Source organism: Vibrio sp. 2033 (assembly GCF_033339735.1).
In genome coordinates this window covers 260,045-278,167 of sequence record NZ_JAWOVC010000002.1, presented here as the reverse complement: position 1 = coordinate 278,167, position 18,123 = coordinate 260,045, and the positions used below count along the sequence as shown (strand labels likewise).

12 protein-coding genes and 1 tRNA gene are annotated in these 18,123 nt (G+C 43.5%); 5 read left to right on the top strand and 8 right to left on the bottom strand.

The features are described 5' to 3' along the window. Nucleotides 1–64 precede the first annotated feature (64 nt). From R7P74_RS04520 to R7P74_RS04510, 3 genes are all read right to left on the bottom strand, one after another. Nucleotides 65–3,091, bottom strand: a complete 3,027-nt coding sequence (locus tag R7P74_RS04520) for a DUF6701 domain-containing protein (RefSeq protein WP_318122709.1) — start codon at nt 3,089–3,091, stop codon at nt 65–67. A gap of 307 nt (nt 3,092–3,398) precedes the next feature. Then, nucleotides 3,399–4,238, bottom strand: coding sequence for an arginase (locus R7P74_RS04515; protein ID WP_005375657.1), 840 nt, complete (start codon nt 4,236–4,238; stop codon nt 3,399–3,401). A 6-nt stretch (nt 4,239–4,244) separates the two neighbouring features. After that, nucleotides 4,245–4,979 carry an IclR family transcriptional regulator gene (locus tag R7P74_RS04510; RefSeq protein WP_005386192.1) on the bottom strand — a complete coding sequence of 245 codons (735 nt, stop codon included), beginning with the start codon at nt 4,977–4,979 and terminating at the stop codon, nt 4,245–4,247. A gap of 348 nt (nt 4,980–5,327) precedes the next feature. On the opposite strand from R7P74_RS04510, the gene R7P74_RS04505 reads away from it, so the two are divergent. Continuing rightward, complete coding sequence (locus R7P74_RS04505; RefSeq protein ID WP_005375659.1) at nt 5,328–6,800, top strand: EAL domain-containing protein; 1,473 nt, start codon at nt 5,328–5,330, stop codon at nt 6,798–6,800. Here R7P74_RS04505 and modF read toward each other — a convergent pair. Further along, nucleotides 6,788–8,242 carry a molybdate ABC transporter ATP-binding protein ModF gene (modF, locus tag R7P74_RS04500; protein ID WP_213895898.1) on the bottom strand — a complete coding sequence of 485 codons (1,455 nt, stop codon included), beginning with the start codon at nt 8,240–8,242 and terminating at the stop codon, nt 6,788–6,790. The genes R7P74_RS04505 and modF overlap by 13 nt on opposite strands. A gap of 285 nt (nt 8,243–8,527) precedes the next feature. Between modF and R7P74_RS04495 the strand changes: the two genes are divergently transcribed. Then, entirely contained in the window at nt 8,528–10,078 is a 1,551-nt protein-coding gene (locus R7P74_RS04495) for a methyl-accepting chemotaxis protein (protein ID WP_213916936.1), read from the top strand. Between the two features lie 161 nt (nt 10,079–10,239). On the opposite strand, the gene R7P74_RS04490 is transcribed toward R7P74_RS04495, so the two are convergent. Continuing rightward, nucleotides 10,240–10,330, bottom strand: a tRNA-Ser gene (locus tag R7P74_RS04490). 329 nt (nt 10,331–10,659) lie between these two features. On the opposite strand from R7P74_RS04490, the gene R7P74_RS04485 reads away from it, so the two are divergent. Next, entirely contained in the window at nt 10,660–11,340 is a 681-nt protein-coding gene (locus R7P74_RS04485) for a MaoC family dehydratase (RefSeq protein ID WP_005386198.1), read from the top strand. A gap of 63 nt (nt 11,341–11,403) precedes the next feature. Here R7P74_RS04485 and R7P74_RS04480 read toward each other — a convergent pair whose 3' ends face one another. Then, nucleotides 11,404–12,228 (bottom strand): phosphate ABC transporter substrate-binding protein, encoded by an 825-nt coding sequence (locus R7P74_RS04480; protein ID WP_017635752.1) that lies wholly within the window; start codon nt 12,226–12,228, stop codon nt 11,404–11,406. 266 nt (nt 12,229–12,494) lie between these two features. On the opposite strand from R7P74_RS04480, the gene R7P74_RS04475 reads away from it, so the two are divergent. Further along, entirely contained in the window at nt 12,495–12,848 is a 354-nt protein-coding gene (locus R7P74_RS04475) for a DUF3024 domain-containing protein (RefSeq protein ID WP_017635751.1), read from the top strand. A gap of 33 nt (nt 12,849–12,881) precedes the next feature. Here R7P74_RS04475 and R7P74_RS04470 read toward each other — a convergent pair whose 3' ends face one another. Together R7P74_RS04470 and rnb are read right to left on the bottom strand one after the other, a co-directional pair. Beyond that, on the bottom strand, nt 12,882–13,691 hold the full coding sequence (locus tag R7P74_RS04470) for a helix-turn-helix transcriptional regulator (protein ID WP_053307810.1): 810 nt from the start codon (nt 13,689–13,691) through the stop codon (nt 12,882–12,884). 71 nt (nt 13,692–13,762) lie between these two features. Next, the gene (gene rnb / locus R7P74_RS04465; RefSeq protein WP_170890049.1) at nt 13,763–15,766 is read right to left on the bottom strand and encodes an exoribonuclease II; all 2,004 of its coding nucleotides are present in this window, start codon (nt 15,764–15,766) and stop codon (nt 13,763–13,765) included. A 413-nt stretch (nt 15,767–16,179) separates the two neighbouring features. On the opposite strand from rnb, the gene R7P74_RS04460 reads away from it, so the two are divergent. Then, nucleotides 16,180–18,111 carry a DEAD/DEAH box helicase gene (locus R7P74_RS04460; RefSeq protein ID WP_005375680.1) on the top strand — a complete coding sequence of 644 codons (1,932 nt, stop codon included), beginning with the start codon at nt 16,180–16,182 and terminating at the stop codon, nt 18,109–18,111. Nucleotides 18,112–18,123: the final 12 nt, after the last annotated feature.

Sequence of the window (18,123 nt, the reverse complement as noted above, 5' to 3'; positions counted from 1 at the left end):
TACATCCGTTTTAGATGAAAAGAGCCCCTCAATATAGGGGCTTTTTTTGTTTTGTCGTTTCGCGTTAATTTAGGCCAAGCATATTTGGCTCACCACGATAAATAATGCGATCGTTTCCTCGGTGAATACCAAACGTAACTGTAACAGGTGGATTTTCCTCTTCACTTGTCGTGTTATCCCAATCGTATTTCAGCCAAGGGATGCGATTACCTGAGCCGTCTAAATCCAGGTGGAATTGTATTTGCTCGCGTGCTGAGTCAATTTGGCTTGCAACGATATCGGTCATCCTGCCAACATGCATTGTCCCAACTCCAGAAAGCATGGCGTTGTTTGCAGGCGCATTCGACCAAATTGGCGTGCTGAAGTAATATTCACCATTCGCCGTCGTTGAACTGTCATCGAAGTTAGTCGTAAATCGACCGTTTTGCCAAGTTTCTACAGCAAGTGGCACTTTGAACACCATGCCTTGGTTGCCACCTACATCTTGAAAGTTCAAACGACCGAATCGAATGTCCGGTTGTTGAGTGAGCATTTCGCTGTTATCAAAGAAATTTACCTCATCAACGGCTTTAGTCGTGACTATACCTATTTTGCTGCTGTCACTGTTAGTCCCTTTATTAAATGGGCCATCAGGATATTGCTTATCTGTCGTGTTCTTTTTCCAGCATGGGCTATTGTTACAAGTCGCATTGGTCGAGGGCTTCTCGATCACAAACGTTCCAACACTCGCGTTACCCAGTAGTTTCCAGTCTACCTTCTTAGGCTTAGGCGGCAAAAACCGTTCGGAGTATGAGCTTAGCTCGCCTAAGTCGAAATGTTGTTGAAGGTTAGACGAAAAGTCGACGTAATTCTTCACGTTTTCCTTATTCGCATTGAGTGCGACAACATCGTAAGTGACTTTCTCAAAAGGTTGATTCATGTAAGCAAAAGTTTGGCCATGTGGGTAGTGCCATTCTTGGTCTTGCACTTGAAAATATTTTGGGTAAAAACGACCAACGTAACGATAGCCTTCGTTCACAGTCATACCTAGATATTTACTTTCTAGGTTTGCTTTTACTCTCAAGCTCCCGACTTCTTCCCAATATAATCCATTAAAGACGAATTGATCATTCTTGGCTGAATTATGCGCCTGAGCCAGTGAGTCACTACTTTTTAGCAATTTTGAGGTTTGGTTCGTTGTCTCTGATGGCGTATGTTGTTCACTCGACAAGACAACCGATGTTGCTGGAGCGTCATCAAGCATAAAATTACGGGTGATAGAAGCATCACAATAGCGTGCTGATTCAACAGACCCACTTACAGAGCCGTCAGGTTGCCAAATGATTGGTTTCACTGTTAGAGAGAAAAGTTCTCCAGCAGCGATAAACCCATCTCCCTGTTTAGAGGTGCCAGAAGGCAAAGCACGTTGGTTGTCACAAATAGCGAGTGTCCATGGTCGCGAGTGCACATTAAATGTCCCTTTCACTTCCACTTTGCCTTCTTCAGGGCACTCTTCAAATCCCTCACATTCAAAATGATCGGACAATGTCACTTCAAATATGCCGGACTCGTTCGTGATAAGACCATGTTCAGACAAGCCGTCTTTAAATTCCGCTGAATAGCTAAACTTTCCTTCACTTCCTCCTAATGGTTGAACCAATGGATGAAAAACCTTAGGCGTACCATTGTAGTTGCTTGCCACTACAGGTTCGCCGGTGGAGGCACAAGCAAGCAATCGCGTATGCACGTTTTCTGGCTTACCTGCAATAACGTGTATTTCGTTTAAAGCGGTGCTTTTCGCCTTTGAGTAGGCCTCAAACATAAATGGCGTAAACATAAAGCTAACAGTTTGATGCTTGCTGGTGTCTTCTGCCATAGTGAAAGTCAGCGTGTAGTTAGTACCTAACGCGATGGTATCAATATCGTTCGGGACCACTCGAACAACGAGCTCACCATTGTCGTCAGACATAAATTGGTTTGCTTTTAATGTATGCTGACCTTTGATCACCTCTAAAGTGAACAAGTCAGGGTGTGATAGGACGGCACTGACTTCTGCGCTTACAACTTCTCCATTATTGGTTGTCATTGCTGTAAATTGCGGAAGATCGTCGCCGCACATCAGTGCCATGTCGTCCGATGGTGTGACGCTTAGGTTTAAGTCGTTCTCCGATGGAGGCTGCATGCTGCAATTCGGAACATCTTGAGGGGTGATTGGACAGACTTGGGAAGAGTAGTGACAATCAGCCTCGCCCAATCCACAGTATTGCGTGTATTTGTTGTCTTGTGCTTTCGTTTGTGCACTTCCTGGCGTTTGTTGGATTTCACCACAAACTTGACTAGGCTGATTTGGAGCGTTGTTGAAGTTCAATGTTTGGAAGTATTTAATTGCTGCGGTGGAACTATAGAATGAGCCACTTAATGTAGCTGACGATCCTACAGATTCAGCCGTACCATAGATCGACATATCTTTTATAATCAGAGATTTGTGCGCAGAAACATCACCGACGACAAAATGGTCTTGTAAAGGATGGTTTGTTTTTAGGTGTAGTGTTTCGCCTTGTGATTCGACCTTACCACAGATGTTTGTATTAAATATATTGGTCGTGCTGTGAGTCAAAATGTCACCAATAATGGTGTTGTACTCACCATTAATATGAAGGGCCTCACCTGTTAGCTCTATATCCCCATCGATGAGAACGTTATGCAGCTTTGTTGGATAAGCCGATAGAAGATCACCATAGATAACAGTGTGCTTGTTTTGGTAATCGTCGAGGTTTGATGCTTTCTCATTGTTAACCGTTAATCCGGTAGCGAGGGCGTGTAGAGAGATACGTTTATTGGGTTCACCAATTGTATTATTCCCCTCTAACACAATTCCATAATCTGCTTTTAATGTTATCTCTTTTTCCGGTAATGAGGAGACAATTTTATCACCAGCGGGTAGGACTAGTTTCCCTGTACAGAGATAAGTCGTGCCATCGCTTTCGATACTAAAACTCTTGTGTGAGCAAAGTTGACCTAACTCAGATAGATCTTTTACGTCATAAGTGGTGGCGTGTGAGGTTAGCGGTAAAAAAAGAACCGCAGTGAAAATACTGCAAAGACGCATCATCAAATGTCCTAATGAGTGGAACAAGATGGCATCAAGCGAGCGTGAGCAAATGCTCACTGAAATTGGAATAGCTGCGGTACTTTTTTGTTCTGAAGCCGCTTAGTTATTGAACTTTGGTTATTTTTTATTTCGTATGTCATACCAAAGTTTAGCGGCCTTATTACAACGTAAGTGTCAGGTTAGTTCAAGAGGCAAGTGTGATGTGTGTCGATTTATATGTGTAACTATTTGTTAGTTAAGGATAATAAGTAAGCATGTTGGTTCAGAATCAGGAAGGACGCGATCCTGATTCTGAACGTTTACAACGCTAGGCAGCGTGAACGATGAGTGGAGCCATCTGATATAACTCTTCTAGTATGGCTTTCGTTTGTCTCGAATACACCAGACAATCTCGATCTCCAACGAGCTGAATTGCTCTCACTTTACCTGCAACCAAACATTGCCTAATCGTGCGTAGAACCATTTGGATATCAATTTCTGACGCGCCATCAAGGCTGTTTTTGGTTTTTAGAGATCCAAGGTCGATACTAATGATTATTTGGTCGCAGTGGTCTAGGTAATTGCCGATCTGTTGCTTAACGTTATTGCGATGACGAAAAGAAAACTCTTTCTCGGTCACCCAATCACAACCTTGATCTTCCGCGTATTCCCACGTTTCCTGCTTCGTCTCTTGCTCACTGACGCCAGCAAAAAACAATCGTACGTTTTGATAGCGAGAAAGAGCAAAATGGAATGCAGAGCCTAAGCGTGGCTCAAGTGTCGGCTTCAAGTTCATGTTATGCCCGATATTTACGACACCCACTTCGTCTCGATAGGACACGACCACAGGTAACATGGACAAGATTGCCTCGGTACAGTTAGTGACTAAAACCGGAATTGAGTGACGAGAAAGCGAAAGGCTTAATGCTTCTTGAAACTCGCCATTCTCCAGTTTGTCGTGGTTGAAGTGCCCATAGTTCTCAGCGGTTTCATGATCATGTTGTTGGTAAAGCCAATCACTAGCATTTTCCAAACTTTGATCAGCTAATTCAAACGCGCCCTTAGACATGGGTGGCAAATACTCACACACTGTCATAAAAGAAAAAGGGTAATGTTGCGGCTGCTTCACTGTGTGATGGAGTTTATAGCGTTTGAAAAAGCTTAACATGATGAATTACCTTTCTGGTGGTAGTGCCCTTGCCGCTTGCAGTACATGTAAAATAATGCGCTGCTTGTCCTTTTCGACTCGGTGGGCCGGAGCCATCACCGAGACTGCGCCAATCAGTTTGCTTCCTTTCATTACCGGTGCGCTAATACCTGAAACACCAGGGTCAATCTCAGAAGTACTGACGGCATATCCGTGTTTACGGATGGTTGTGAGCTCTTTTTCCCACTCGTCGCGTCGGTGATCTTGATTAAAATATCTCAAGATTTTCTCGCATCGACTTTGAGGCATAAAAGCGAGCATCACTTTAGATGAGGCACCGCGCAGCAGAGGTTGACTTTGACCCTGGACGAAGCTGCAACGCAGCGCCTGCATACTTTCTTTCTGTCTGACACAAAGCGCACGATAACCAGCTGGTACCATATAAGCGGCCATTTCCCCGGTTTGTTGTACCAACCTAGCCAGTATGGTTTCGACCATGTCGAGCCCATGTTGCGCGGTCTCATAGCTGTGCATGAGTAATAATGCCGCCGGACCAACGACAAATGTCTTGTCGTGAACGCTTTCTTCGATCAAATTCCACTCTTTAAGCAGTTTTAAGTGTCGGTAAAGGCTGCTTAAAGGAACGTTCAATTGCTCGCTTAGCGTTTTCGCCGAAACTGGGAACGGACTAACTGCAACTTGCATTAACAACTGCAGTGATTTTTCGTTTACCTGGTTAGCATTAGCTTTGTTTGTCGTCATGAGAGTGTTGTAACGTGTTGTAGGAGTTACGACAAATATAATTCTTAATCACTGAGAAAAGAAAAATAATTTTAATGGGTAATTCTTACATGATGAGAAACAGACAGGTAAAGAATTTCGCAAGTACCGATAGACATAACATGGTGTCGAATTAAAGTCTCAGGTTTGAGGCGCTTGATACTAAATTGGAACAGGAGTGAATAAGACATTGTTTAGTTTGCGGTATTACTCAGCGTTTCGCATACTGAGTTAATCCAAACAAATAATGTTAAAAAACGTGAGTTGCTAGCGGGTATCGGAATCGAGGTACCATCTCAGTAAATCGGTTTTATAAAAGGTTACTTTTATATGCTGAATAAGGCGATTTTTAAAAAAGCCATCATTTTTCTTCTGCCTATTCCCTTGGTTATTGGAGAGGTTTTGTATTTAGCTCGTGAAAGCGTGCAAAACAATCTCAATCATTTATTAGAAAAAAATGTGCAAATTGCAGATGAAATTTTATTCCAAATAGAGACAGAAAACCGCACGGCGTTGCTACACCCTGAACGATGTGAAGAGCTCCAGCAAAGCTTAATGTTTGAACGAGATATTGAAGAAATGCTCATTGTGAAAGAGGGAGTCATTACTTGTTCTTCGAAATTGGGAAGTATCTCTAAACCGTTAGCTGAGCACATCACCTTTCCTAAGGGACAAACGCTAGCGTTTGGTAGTGTTGATAGCTTGTACGATCAGTTCTTGCTTGTGGTAACGGAGGGAGAGCGGGGTTATCAAGCCGTAACGATTATCGATCATGACTACTTTAATGCAACAATAGGGTTTAACAACGATTTACGCCTAAAACGCTCTGCGCTGTTTATCCATGATCAAGTTTCACCTGAAGGAGCATTAAGAGCGGGAAGTAATCCTATCGGTATCAAATCGTCGCAAATGTTTGAGTATGAAGCTTTGAGCGAAGCCAGCGATCTTTTCGTCAAACAGAGAACACTTTCCTATTTTTTGTACTCAATTCCAATTATTTTCGTTATCTACCTTTGCTTGTATGCGTTGAATAAGTTTATTGATCCCCATCGCAATTTGATACTGGATCTTAAAAGAGCGATAAAAAGAGGAGAGTTGACCCTGTATTACCAACCGCAAGTTAACGTTGATACCGGCCAGTTATTCGGGTTTGAAGCGCTAGTGCGATGGGAGCATCAAAGTAAGGGGTTCATTTCTCCGGATGAGTTTGTCCCTGCGGCAGAGCAAAGTGGATTGGTTTTTTTACTTACTGATTTCGTTCTGGATAAAGCGGCAGAGGACTTCAGTAAATTAGGCTTTGATCAGCCTGTCCACCTTGGTATTAACGTGCCGCCTGGTTATTTAGTCGGACCAAACGCGATCAGAAAAATTCAATTGCTCGACAGACAGTTGAGCCGAAACAAAGTCTCATTAGGGGTAGAGATAACGGAGCGTCAGCTCATTGATTCAGAGGCGAGAAAATGCATTGCAGCGCTGCGAGTGCATGGTATTGATGTGCTGATCGATGATTTTGGAACTGGCCAAACCTCGTTAGCATTTCTACAGCACATGCGCATAGATTACTTAAAAATCGATAAGTGCTTTGTCGAAACTATTGGTATTCCTAGCCTTAGTGCTTCTGTCTTAAAAGCGATGGTTCACTTCGCGGAAGAATTACAAGTACAATTGATCGCTGAAGGCGTGGAAACCATAGCGCAAGCTGAACACTTAAAGAAGATGGGAGTGAGATATCATCAGGGATACCTGTACTCCAAACCATTACCTTATGAGCAGCTTGCGCAGCGAAGTCATTATGATTGGTAGACGTTAGCTCTATAACACTGAGCATTTTCATCAAACACAAACTCTAACTCATTTTTGATGCTATCTAAGCGGTCTTCTTGGTAGTGAGACACATACAATAGTTGGCTTAAATTCTCTCTAGCGATGAGCTCAAGTGTGTTCTTAACTAACCGTCTACCCAAAAAATCTAACCCTTGATACGGCTCGTCCAAAATCAATAATGTGGGTTGTTTCACGATGGCTCTTGCAATCAGTAATAGTCGCTGCTGACCGTACTCTAATTGCTTGAATGAGGTTTTTTTGTACTGGCTCATATGTAAGATATCGAGCCACTCGTTTGCAATATTCATCTCTTTGCGAGTTGGCTGGTTATACAACCCAATCGAATCGTAAAATCCTGACAAAATGACTTCTAATGCGCTGCAATTGACTCGATATTGGAGGTGTAGCGCTGAAGACACCATACCGATATGCTGCTTAATTTCCCAGATTGTCTCGCCAGTACCACGCTTTTTACCAAAAATATCAATGTCATTGCTGTAGCATTGCGGATGATCGCCAAAGATCAATCCAAGTAAGGTACTCTTTCCACAACCATTTGGACCTTTGACCTGCCAATGTTGGCCCTTGTCTATGCGCCAGTTCAAGCCAGTAAAAATCTTCTTATCGGTATATTCAACAGCCCCATTCTTTAGTTCAAATATTGGGTTGTTGAATGGTGTCGAGTGCTGATGCTGACGTATCAAGCTCATCATTTCTTCACTCTGTTGTTCTGACTGAGATTTAATTTGTCCAATGATTGGATGATTATCCCAACTGGACTTATCCATTGTACTATCAAGCTTTCCTGCACTGAAAAGCGCGATGCTATTGATCCACTCAGGCATGTCAGATTCGCGAGAGAAGGTTATGAGTAGTTGCACATTTTGAGAAAGCGAGTGTAAATAGCGAGCGAGAGCAGCTCGGTGCGCAATATCTAAGCCAGTAAATGGATTATCTAGTAATACTAAGTCAGGTTGTGTGGCTAAAGCTCGGGCGAGCATTACTCTTCTGGTTTCTCCGGTAGAGAGAACACGGAAGCCACTATCTTTAAGATGACTTAGGTCGAGATCATTAATTAGCTGTTCAGTTAAGTTGGTGTCTTGGCTCTGCTCTAGGATTAATGAATAAACAGTGCTCCCTTGGTCGATACGATCAAGAAAATCCGTATCATCCTTTTCTAATTCTCTTTCCAGTAATCGCTGTTGCTCTGATAACGACACTTGCGCAACGGACAGCCCATTTAGCTCAATTTCCCCACTATCTGGTGACATTTCATCACAAATAAGGTCTCCAAGCAGAGAGCCAATATCTCCATCCGCGCTGAATATCCCCCAAGACTGCTGAGTGTTAATTTTCCAATCGTCAATAAACAAGTGTGTCGTGTTTCTCTTAGCTGCAAGCTGACGAAAGTGAATAGTCATTGCGTTTGTCTTCCTTGTTTTCGTTTTAGTGGATTACTTATAACAATTTACGAACTCAGTACGGAAGCGCTTTTGTGTATTAATTTTGAACAGTGCTCAGTCTTGTGCATATTAACGAAGCCTTGTATTAGAGGATAAAAATGCGACTAGAGTCATTAAGTAACAAGTAAACTTGTCAATAATTTTGTTTTATTTTTGAATCAACCTATCATTATGCATGTATATGTTATGCTGATAAATTCATATTTGCCGTTTGTTAATTAATCAATGTAAGGACACATGTTTATGAGTGAAACGGAATACGATTACCCCTCGAGTTACAGCCTAGTTTCCATTACCGATACCTCCAGTTACATCAAATATGCCAGTGAAAACTTTAATGAAGTCGCGGGGTTTGATGAAGGGGAGCTTATCGGTAAACCCCACAATGTTGTGCGTCATCCTGATATGCCAAAACAGGCTTTTAAAGATTTATGGACTCACCTGAAAACTGGCAAACACTGGATGGGAATGGTCAAAAATCGACGTAAAAACGGCGGCTATTATTGGGTTGACGCGTTTGCTTCTCCTATAAAATCTAATGGTGAAGTTGTGGAATACCAATCAGTGAGATTTAAACCTGAGCGTATACACATCCAGCGAGCGGAAAAAGCGTATTCGAAGCTTCGAAATAATCGTAAGCCGTGGAAAATGTATCTTCCTCGTACACGTTTGTGGATGAGATCGGCCTTCTTCCTTTTAATTTCAAACCTTATTGGCTTACTCATTCTACAAATGAATCAATCACCAGTGATAGCGTTTGGCGTTGTTGCGTTACTTTCCGTTTTCTCTATTTATGTATTAACCAGACCAGTTGAGAAGCTCGCTAAACAGGCTAGGCAAGACTTCAACAATCCACTCATGGAATATATTTATTGCGGAAGAATCAACGATCTGGCTGAGATTGAGCTGGGTATGAAGATGCGTAAGCAATTTGCCAATGCGCTACTGGGGCGCGTTGGCGTGTCTGTAAAAGACTCTTGCGAAGAAACGCGCGCAAGTGCTAACAGTGCTGCGACAAATAGCCAGCAAGTGACGGAGAACTTAAGCGCACAGAAAGTGGAGATTGACTCGGTCGCAACAGCGGTCAACGAGATGCAAGCCTCTTCATCTGAGATATCAAATAATGCTCAAGCGACCGCCGAGGCTACGTTAGAAGCGCAAAATACGATGATAGACAGCCGTAGCGTTATCGATAATGTTAACCAATCGGTTTTAGAGTTGGTTGATGAGCTCGGCGAAATATCTAAAGTGGTCATACGTTTGAACCAACAAACCGAGCAAATTGGAACCGTTGTTGAAGTCATCAACGGTATTGCCGAACAAACTAATTTATTAGCGTTGAACGCTGCAATTGAAGCCGCGAGGGCAGGCGAACAAGGCAGAGGGTTTGCCGTTGTAGCAGATGAAGTGAGAACCTTAGCTAAAAGAACTCAGGAATCGACAACAGAGATTAAATCGGCCATTGAAGGAATTCAAAATGGGAGCAAATCAGCGGTTTCTGCGTTAGAGAAAGGTAACGAAATGTCGACCGGAACGGTAACATTGTTAGGTACTGCTTTGGATAGCATTCAACAACTGGAATCCCTTGTTCAAGACGTTGTCGAACGAAACCAACAAATTGCGGTCGCGATAGAAGAGCAGGTTTATGTAACGGATGAAATAAATGAAAACATCCAGTCGCTTAATTTAAAGTACAGTGAATCGTATGAACTGATGACTGAAACGAATCATATGAACACCAAAGTGCAAAATTGCACCAATGACCTGTCTGAAATGATTAAAAAGTTTGCTTAAACTTTAGAAAATCGAAGTTAAAAGCCCGCTAAACATTAGCGGGCTTTTAACTGGAATATAGTGAAGTGCTGGATTCGTTTACGAGCGAGGATTTCTAAATCTCGTCTTTGTAAGAGCTAAAACGACGAAAGCTCGCAATAAATGCGAGCTCTCTAAATAAGTGGCGGAGAGATAGGGATTTGAACCCTAGATACGCTATTAACGTATGCCGGTTTTCAAGACCGGTGCTTTCAACCACTCAGCCATCTCTCCGTTGTGGGCGGTATAATAAGGAGCATAGTCCGACTTGTAAAGTGCTGAATTATAATAGAAGTACTGTTTGCTTGTTTTATGATCACTGATGTGATGTTGGACAGTTTGAAAGCGGAGTGAAAAAGGGACAAAAAGTACCAATTTATAGAGTTTTTACTTTATATTGGCGCACGTCAATAAAATGGTGTTTTATTGTTATCTTGCTGATATATAAGATATAACATGCTTTTAGGGTACATGTGTTCGCCCGAAAGTATTTGCAAGACTTTGTGAACTAATTCAAAATTAACTGGTATAGCCAGTTGTGCTTAGAATTCTTAAGGGTGTTTATGAAGGTCACAAATCTATTTAAAGACAAAGTTGATGCGATTTCTGCTCATCAATCCGAGTTTATGAATTGGATGTCTCCAACGTTACGCGATTATTGGAGTGACTTTTTGGGGAAAGCTCAAAATAGCTTTCTTTTCTCAAAAGTTCGTGATCACCAGCAGCCAGCCGTCAACGAAGAAGTTGCACCTCAACCTGCACCGATCGTAATGGCACCAGAGGCTCAAAAGCTTTATGACGAGTTAAGTGAAAAAATTGGCGAAGTTATTCACACTGGTGATTGGGTTCATGTGTCTCAAGAACGTATTAACCAATTTGGTGCGGTAACGGAAGACATGCAATGGATTCATACTGATCCAGAGCGTGCTTCAACTGAATCTCCATTTAAGACAACTATCGCTCATGGCTTTTTAACATTAGCATTGCTGCCTAAACTGACGGATTCAGTTGATCCAGAAAAGCCAATGTTCCCAACAGCTAAAATGGTAGTTAACTTGGGTTTAAACCAAGTTCGTTTCCCTTACCCTGTCAAAGCGGGCAATAATGTTCGTGCAGTCAGCACGTTAACAAAAGTAACGCCAATCAAAAAAGGTTTGGAGATTGAGCGCGAAATTAAAGTGGAAATTGAAGGTATTCGTCGACCTGGTGCGGTTGTGGTCTCTGTAATTCAACTGCATTTCTAATTCCGAAACCGGAGAGAACACTACATAGGAAAAGAGAGCATCAAGGTGCTCTCTTTTTTATTTTTACTGATTAAAGTTTTTTACTGGCGTATAACCGTAATCTGCAATCGCTTTTTGTCCCTGCTCTGAACGAAGGAAAGCGATAAAACCTTTACCTGCATCGCTAATCTTATCTACTTTGTATAGCACTAGGAATGGTCGCGCCAACTTGTACTTATGATTGCTAATGTTTGTCGAGGTTGGGTCAATACCATCTAACTGAATCGCCTTGATCGAGCGATCTACTGACCCTACAGAGATAAAACCAATGGCGCGAGTGTTATGGTTAACAATGGTTTTTACCATGCTGTTGCTGTTTACAACCAAGTTGTTTGGGCTGATATCCGAGACGAGGCGATCATTAACGATTTTGGTCAGTCCCAGCAAGCTTTCGAAGCTGTAACGTGAACCTGAAGACGCTTCTCTAGTAACCACCGCGATAGGCTGATCTGCGCCCCCGACCTCTTTCCAATTCTTAATCTTACCTTTGTAAATATCAAACAGCTGTTGCTGAGAAAGGTTTTCTACAGAGTTGGTACGGTTTACAACAACAGCGAGGCCATCATAAGCGATAGGGTATACATTGAGATCTTCACCTTTTTCGCTTTCAGTCAGATAGCGAGAGCTCATGCCTATTTCGGCTACTCCTTTATTGACCATGGTGATACCAGCACTCGAACCAATGCCCTGAACAGCAACGTAATCGTCTGGGTGTGTTTTGTTGTATTCCTCAGCAAGTACATCCATCACGCGAGCAACCGACGTTGACCCTGAGATGTTGATTTCTTTTGCAATGGTAGGGAGGGAGACTGCTATGGCCAATAAAGTCGCCACAGTAAAACGTAACATATTAAACTCCATATACGGGATAAAGCAGAGTTTATGATATTGCGTTCAGGTTACACTTTTGTGAACTGTTAGCGCTAAACAGGGGAATTGTTTCTAGTCAAGAGGTGATGGAGCTAGCGTTTCCAAGTGGATTGAGATGATAATCTGGGCAAATGATAATATAGCTATCTTATACTTGAGTTAGGTAGATAACTACCATCGGTGATGATGTAAAGGTTATATACTAGGATCGACAGCTCTAACTATCATCCATCGGGAGAACGTTGATGTCAGTGTCCCAAATGGCGACAAGTCGTTTATACAAATCAGTTCAATCGCTCTGCTCTGCGCGTAATGCTAACTTGCCTGTCGAACAGGGCAAGTGCCTCTATGAGCTAGTAGAAAATGGCGTTGAGCTTCATCGGGCGCATTTTCTCCTCGACTCCCAGCATAGCGAGTATACTTCTCCCGTCGCGAAGATCATGTTTGATGAGGACAACCAACTTTGGTATTTCTATGTTCCCACATATCACAACGAGCTGTTAAGGTGGGTGCCTTATAAGCCACTTCCATTTAGCCGAATGCTTGAGGACTTACTCAACGAATTGGAGCGTGATCCTCAAGCGTGTTTTTGGGAATAGGGTGAGCCCAACGGATGCGAATGCCGACATGATTTATACTTTAGGCTTAACGACTTGGTTTCTAAAGTCTTTGGGGGTCATGTTGTAAACGGATTTAAATGCTGTACTGAAATGCGCTGCACTTTTAAAACCAGACTCAAACGCTATTTCTGTTATTGATTTTTCTGACTTGCGCAGTTGGGTTGCTGCGAAGTTTATCCGTTTCACCTTTAATATCTGAGAAAACGAAAGATCATCTGCGGCGAGGCGACGTTTTAAGGTTGCGATGGACATGCTCATATGAGCCGCTAAGCCTTCTAGCGTGATGTCTTTTTCAATATTACCCTCAATGTACTTAATGGCTTTTTGAGAGTCGCTCAGGCTACTTGCATCATCTATGATAGATAGGATGTTTGGCTCTACCTCAACCATCAACGACAGCAATGCCATTGCGATATGGCTTTGTGTGTAGTCTGGAGCATTGCGACTCGCTAACTTAACCAACATGTCCTTCAATTGTGCTACTTCGCTACTGGATTGCGTTGAAAAAGGATAGAAGCGCCTTTCTTCCGTTTTGGAACGTAGCATCGGGTGCGCTTTCTTAAAGTCACAGAATATATTTGGATTGAAGACTAAAGCCAGTGCTTTAAAGCCTCCGTCACTAGAGACGGCTTCTGCACTGCTCAGATCTGCGGAGTTATAGAGTGTGAAATCTCCGGCTTTAAGTTCAAATTGCTCACCATTAGGTTGATGAACTAATAGGGCACCTTCTTCAACAATATATAACCCATTATGTGTTGCAGTGTAACGCTCACTTTTGCGCGCAGTGAAGTGATTAAAGCGAATGATCTCAATGTTCGGCATACTCGTTCTTATCGTTTTACATAACAAATAAAAAAGGCGCTCAATAGAGCGCCTTTTAACTTCATTCGGTATTATTCACTTACAGTCTGTTCTGTTTGTGCTGCTGGTTGTTCAGCGAATACCTGGGTTGGCTTTGCAACTAAACTGCGGTTTTCTTGGTTTACGTCCGTAAGGACAATTTCCAATGTATCCCCAAGTTTGTATACGACCTCTTTATCGATAGAGATGGTACCGTTGTCGCCATTGCACTCAATTCTTTCTTTATTATCAAGAATTAGTGCACCAGGAATAAAGGCTGCTGCGCCATTTTCGAGAAGTCGGACACGTGCGCCTGCACGATTAATATCGAAAATCTCACCTGTGAAACAAGTTTTCTTGCTCGGCTCATCAGCAAGCGTGCGTGCATATAGCCAATCTGAGACATTTCGCTCAGCGATTTTATGATGTTTACGATGTAGAGCTAGCTCTTCGCCTACTTGGTCATCTGGTTTTTGTACGGGTTCTTTACCAAGGATGACGGCCTTCAACATACGGTGGTTGATCATATCACCGTATTTACGAATTGGTGATGTCCAAGTTGCATAGATGTCTAAACCCATTGCGTAATGAGGCAGAGGCTGATTACCCACTTCACTGTATGCTTGGAACTTACGAATACGGTTATCTAGATAAGACGTTTCTTGAGCTGCTAACCAGCGGCGCAACGCAGCAAAGCCTTCTAGTGTAGCAATAGACTCCGCTGTGAACTCCAACTGGCCTTCTGGATTGACAAGTTGAACCACTTCTTCAATCTTCTCGTTCTTGATACCTGCATGCGTATTGAAGACACCTGTTTCAAATTTATCGCGTAATGTACGACCTGCACAGATGTTTGCGGTAATCATGGATTCTTCAACAAGGCGGTTTGCACTGCGGCGCATGTCTGCGTGGATAGCGATTACATCGTTATCTTCACTGAGCTCAAAACGGTAGTCAGGACGATCAGGGAAGACCACTGCGTTTTTCTCACGCCATTCAGCGCGAGCAAGAGAGAACTCATAAAGATCACGAACGATGGTCGCGATCTCTTCAGATGGCGTCCATGCTTCAGAGCTGCCGTTTTCTAACCAATCAGACACGTGATCGTATACTAGGCGTGCATGTGATTTGATGTTTGCCGCGAAGAATTTAATATTGTCGCCAATCACACCATCTTTACTTACCGTTACGGTACAGCAAATAGCAGGGCGGGTTTCTCCTTCAATCAGAGAACATAGGTTGTCCGCTAAATCGCGAGGTAGCATCGGGATGTTGCGGCCTGGAAGATAGATAGTATAGCCACGCTCACGCGCTACTTTATCCATTTCATCTTCAGGTGTGATGTAGGCGGTTGGGTCCGCAATAGCGATGGTGAGTTCGAAATCGCCAGATACGGTTTTCTTCGCGTACAGCGCATCGTCCATATCTTTAGTCGATTCACCGTCGATAGTGACGAATGGAACATGAGTCATGTCTACGCGTTCTAGCTCCGCGTCGTCTTTCAGTTCCCAGTTATCGATGCCTGCTGGCTCAGAGTTTGGTAGATCGTTTTGAGCAAGCGTTACCCACCAAGGCGCAATTTTATCATTCGCGTCAGTGATTTTTTCAGAAATTTCTACGAAGAAAGAGTTATCGCCTTTTAGAGGGTGGCGAATAAGATGTGCGACAACCCAATCACCTTCGGCGAACTCGTCAGGTTTTAGACCTTTCTTTAGTTTCGCTTTAAGAGATAGCTTTTTAAGCTGTGGGTGATCAGGTGCTACGTTGAGCTTGCCTTTGAACATTTTTACTCGACCAATAAAGCGAGTCACGGCTTGTTCCAGCAGCTCTTGTGGCTCTGCAACTTCGCGTTCATTTTCGGTGCGGATAATGGCGATGACTTTGTCACCGTGCATGCACTTTTTCATGTACGCAGGCGGGATGAAGAAGCTCGTCTTACTGTCCACTTCCAAAAAGCCAAAGCCTTTATCTGTGGCTTTTATTGAGCCTTCTTTTTTAGGCAGGTTTTCTTGGATTTGCTGCTTAAGCTGAGCGAGTAGTGGGTTATCTTGAAACATCTTTTCTTAAATTACCTATGGAGTTGGGCACACTATAATCATTGCGAGCTATTATTACTACCTGTGGAGCGTAATTTCGCCGTGAATTTTGCCAATTTAACCACGAGAAATTGGCTTAAATATTGATGAAATTCTCATCTGTGAGTTACGCGAATCTACGGGGAATGGTAGGGTTGGTGGAAAAATATGCTAAAAATACCATTGTTGAGAATAAATTGTGATGTAATTCAATTTTTTCTGGATTTTTTTATGCTTTTAAGGAATAATCCGCCTCCCTTAGTCGTCCCTAATGGCTTATCGCGGTTGTGTACTGTGCTGTGTTCCCGTCTGAATGGAATCAGTATCTGGATGGATCAGTATCGAATTGGAAGAGCATATGGGACTGTTTTTTTGTTTAATTAAGTAGGATCCCAATGCAAGATTCTGTTATTCAATTCAGTGATTTATCTCTGAATGATTCTATCCTTTCTGCTCTAGACGGAATGGGTTTCGTGTCACCAACTCCAATTCAGGCTGCGGCAATCCCACACCTATTGGAAGGTGCTGACGCGCTGGGTAAAGCTCAAACAGGTACAGGTAAAACAGCAGCGTTCTCTCTGCCTCTTCTCAACAAACTCGATCTAAACCAACGCAAACCGCAAGCGATTGTACTTGCTCCGACTCGTGAGCTGGCAATTCAGGTTGCAGCGGAAATGAAAAACCTTGGTAAAAACATCAAAGGTTTGAAAGTTCTAGAGATTTACGGTGGCGCATCTATTGTCGACCAAATGCGTGCTCTTAAAAGTGGCGCTCATGTAGTTGTTGGTACTCCAGGCCGTGTTCAAGATCTTATCAATCGCGAACGTCTACACCTAGACGAAGTTAGTACTTTCGTTCTTGATGAAGCAGACGAAATGCTAAACATGGGTTTCGTAGATGATGTAACTGCGATCATGGAGCACGCTCCAGAGTCAGCACAACGCGTTCTGTTTTCTGCAACTATGCCTCCAATGCTGAAGAAGATCGTTGAACGTTTCCTTCGTGACCCTGTAACGGTTGACGTTGCTGGTAAAAACCACACTGTAGACAAAGTTCAACAACAGTTCTGGGTAGTGAAAGGTGTAGAGAAAGATGAAGCGATGTCTCGTCTTCTTGAAACTGAAGAAACTGACGCGTCAATCGTATTCGTACGTACTCGTCAAGATACTGAGCGTCTGGCTGACTGGCTATCTGCACGTGGCTTTAAAGCAGCTGCACTGCACGGTGACATTCCTCAGTCTCTACGTGAGCGTACTGTTGATCACATCAAACAAGGTGTTATTGACATTCTAGTTGCAACTGATGTTGTAGCTCGTGGTCTTGACGTTCCACGTATTACGCACGTATTCAACTACGACATCCCATTTGATGTTGAGTCATACATCCACCGTATCGGTCGTACTGGCCGTGCTGGACGTAAGGGTAAAGCGATCCTTCTAGTTCGCACTAACCAAATTCGTATGCTTCGCACTATCGAGCGTGTAACTAAGTCATCTATGGAAGAAATCCAACTTCCTCTACGTGACCAAGTTGCTGAAGCTCGTCTAGCTAAGCTAGGCGCTGAGCTTGAAGCAGAGAAAGAGCACAAAGCACTAGACAAATTTGCTGAGTTGGTAGAGAAACTACAAACTTCTCTAGACATCGACCCAGCAACACTTGCTGCTATGCTTCTTAAGCGTCAGCAAGGCAAACGTCCTCTGTTCTACATTGGCGAAGACCCAATGGTTGAAGCAATTGAGCGTGACAAGCAACGTCGTAAAGAGCGCCGTGAAGGTGGTCGCGACGGCGGTCGTAACTTCAACAACCAAGACTGGGATACTTACCAGCTTCAAGTTGGTCGTGAGCAAGGCGTTCAAGTTAAAGACATCGTTGGCGCTCTAGCAAACGAACTAGGTCTAGGTAAAGGTTCTATCGGTGCGATCAAGCTAGCTCAAGGTCACACATTCGTACAGCTACCTAAAGCAATGACTTCAGACGCGGCGAACAAGCTAAGCAAACTACGTATCCGTCAACAAGATGTTGGTGCTGTAGTATGTGACTTCGATGATTTCCGCGAGTCTCGTGGTGGTCGCCGTGACGGTGGTCGTCGCGATGGTGGTCGTCGTGATGGCGGTGGTTACCGTGGCAACCGCGAAGGCGGCAACCGTGGTGGTGATCGTCGTGAAGGCGGCCGTCGCGAAGGTGGCTTCCGTGGTAACCGTGACGGCAACCGCGATGGCAATCGCGAAGGTGGCGAACGTCGTTTCGATCGCAACCGTGGTGGTGATCACCGTGGTGCACATCGTGGTGAACGTGGTCACGGTCGTGGCCGTCGTACAGACGCATAATCACGAGTGATT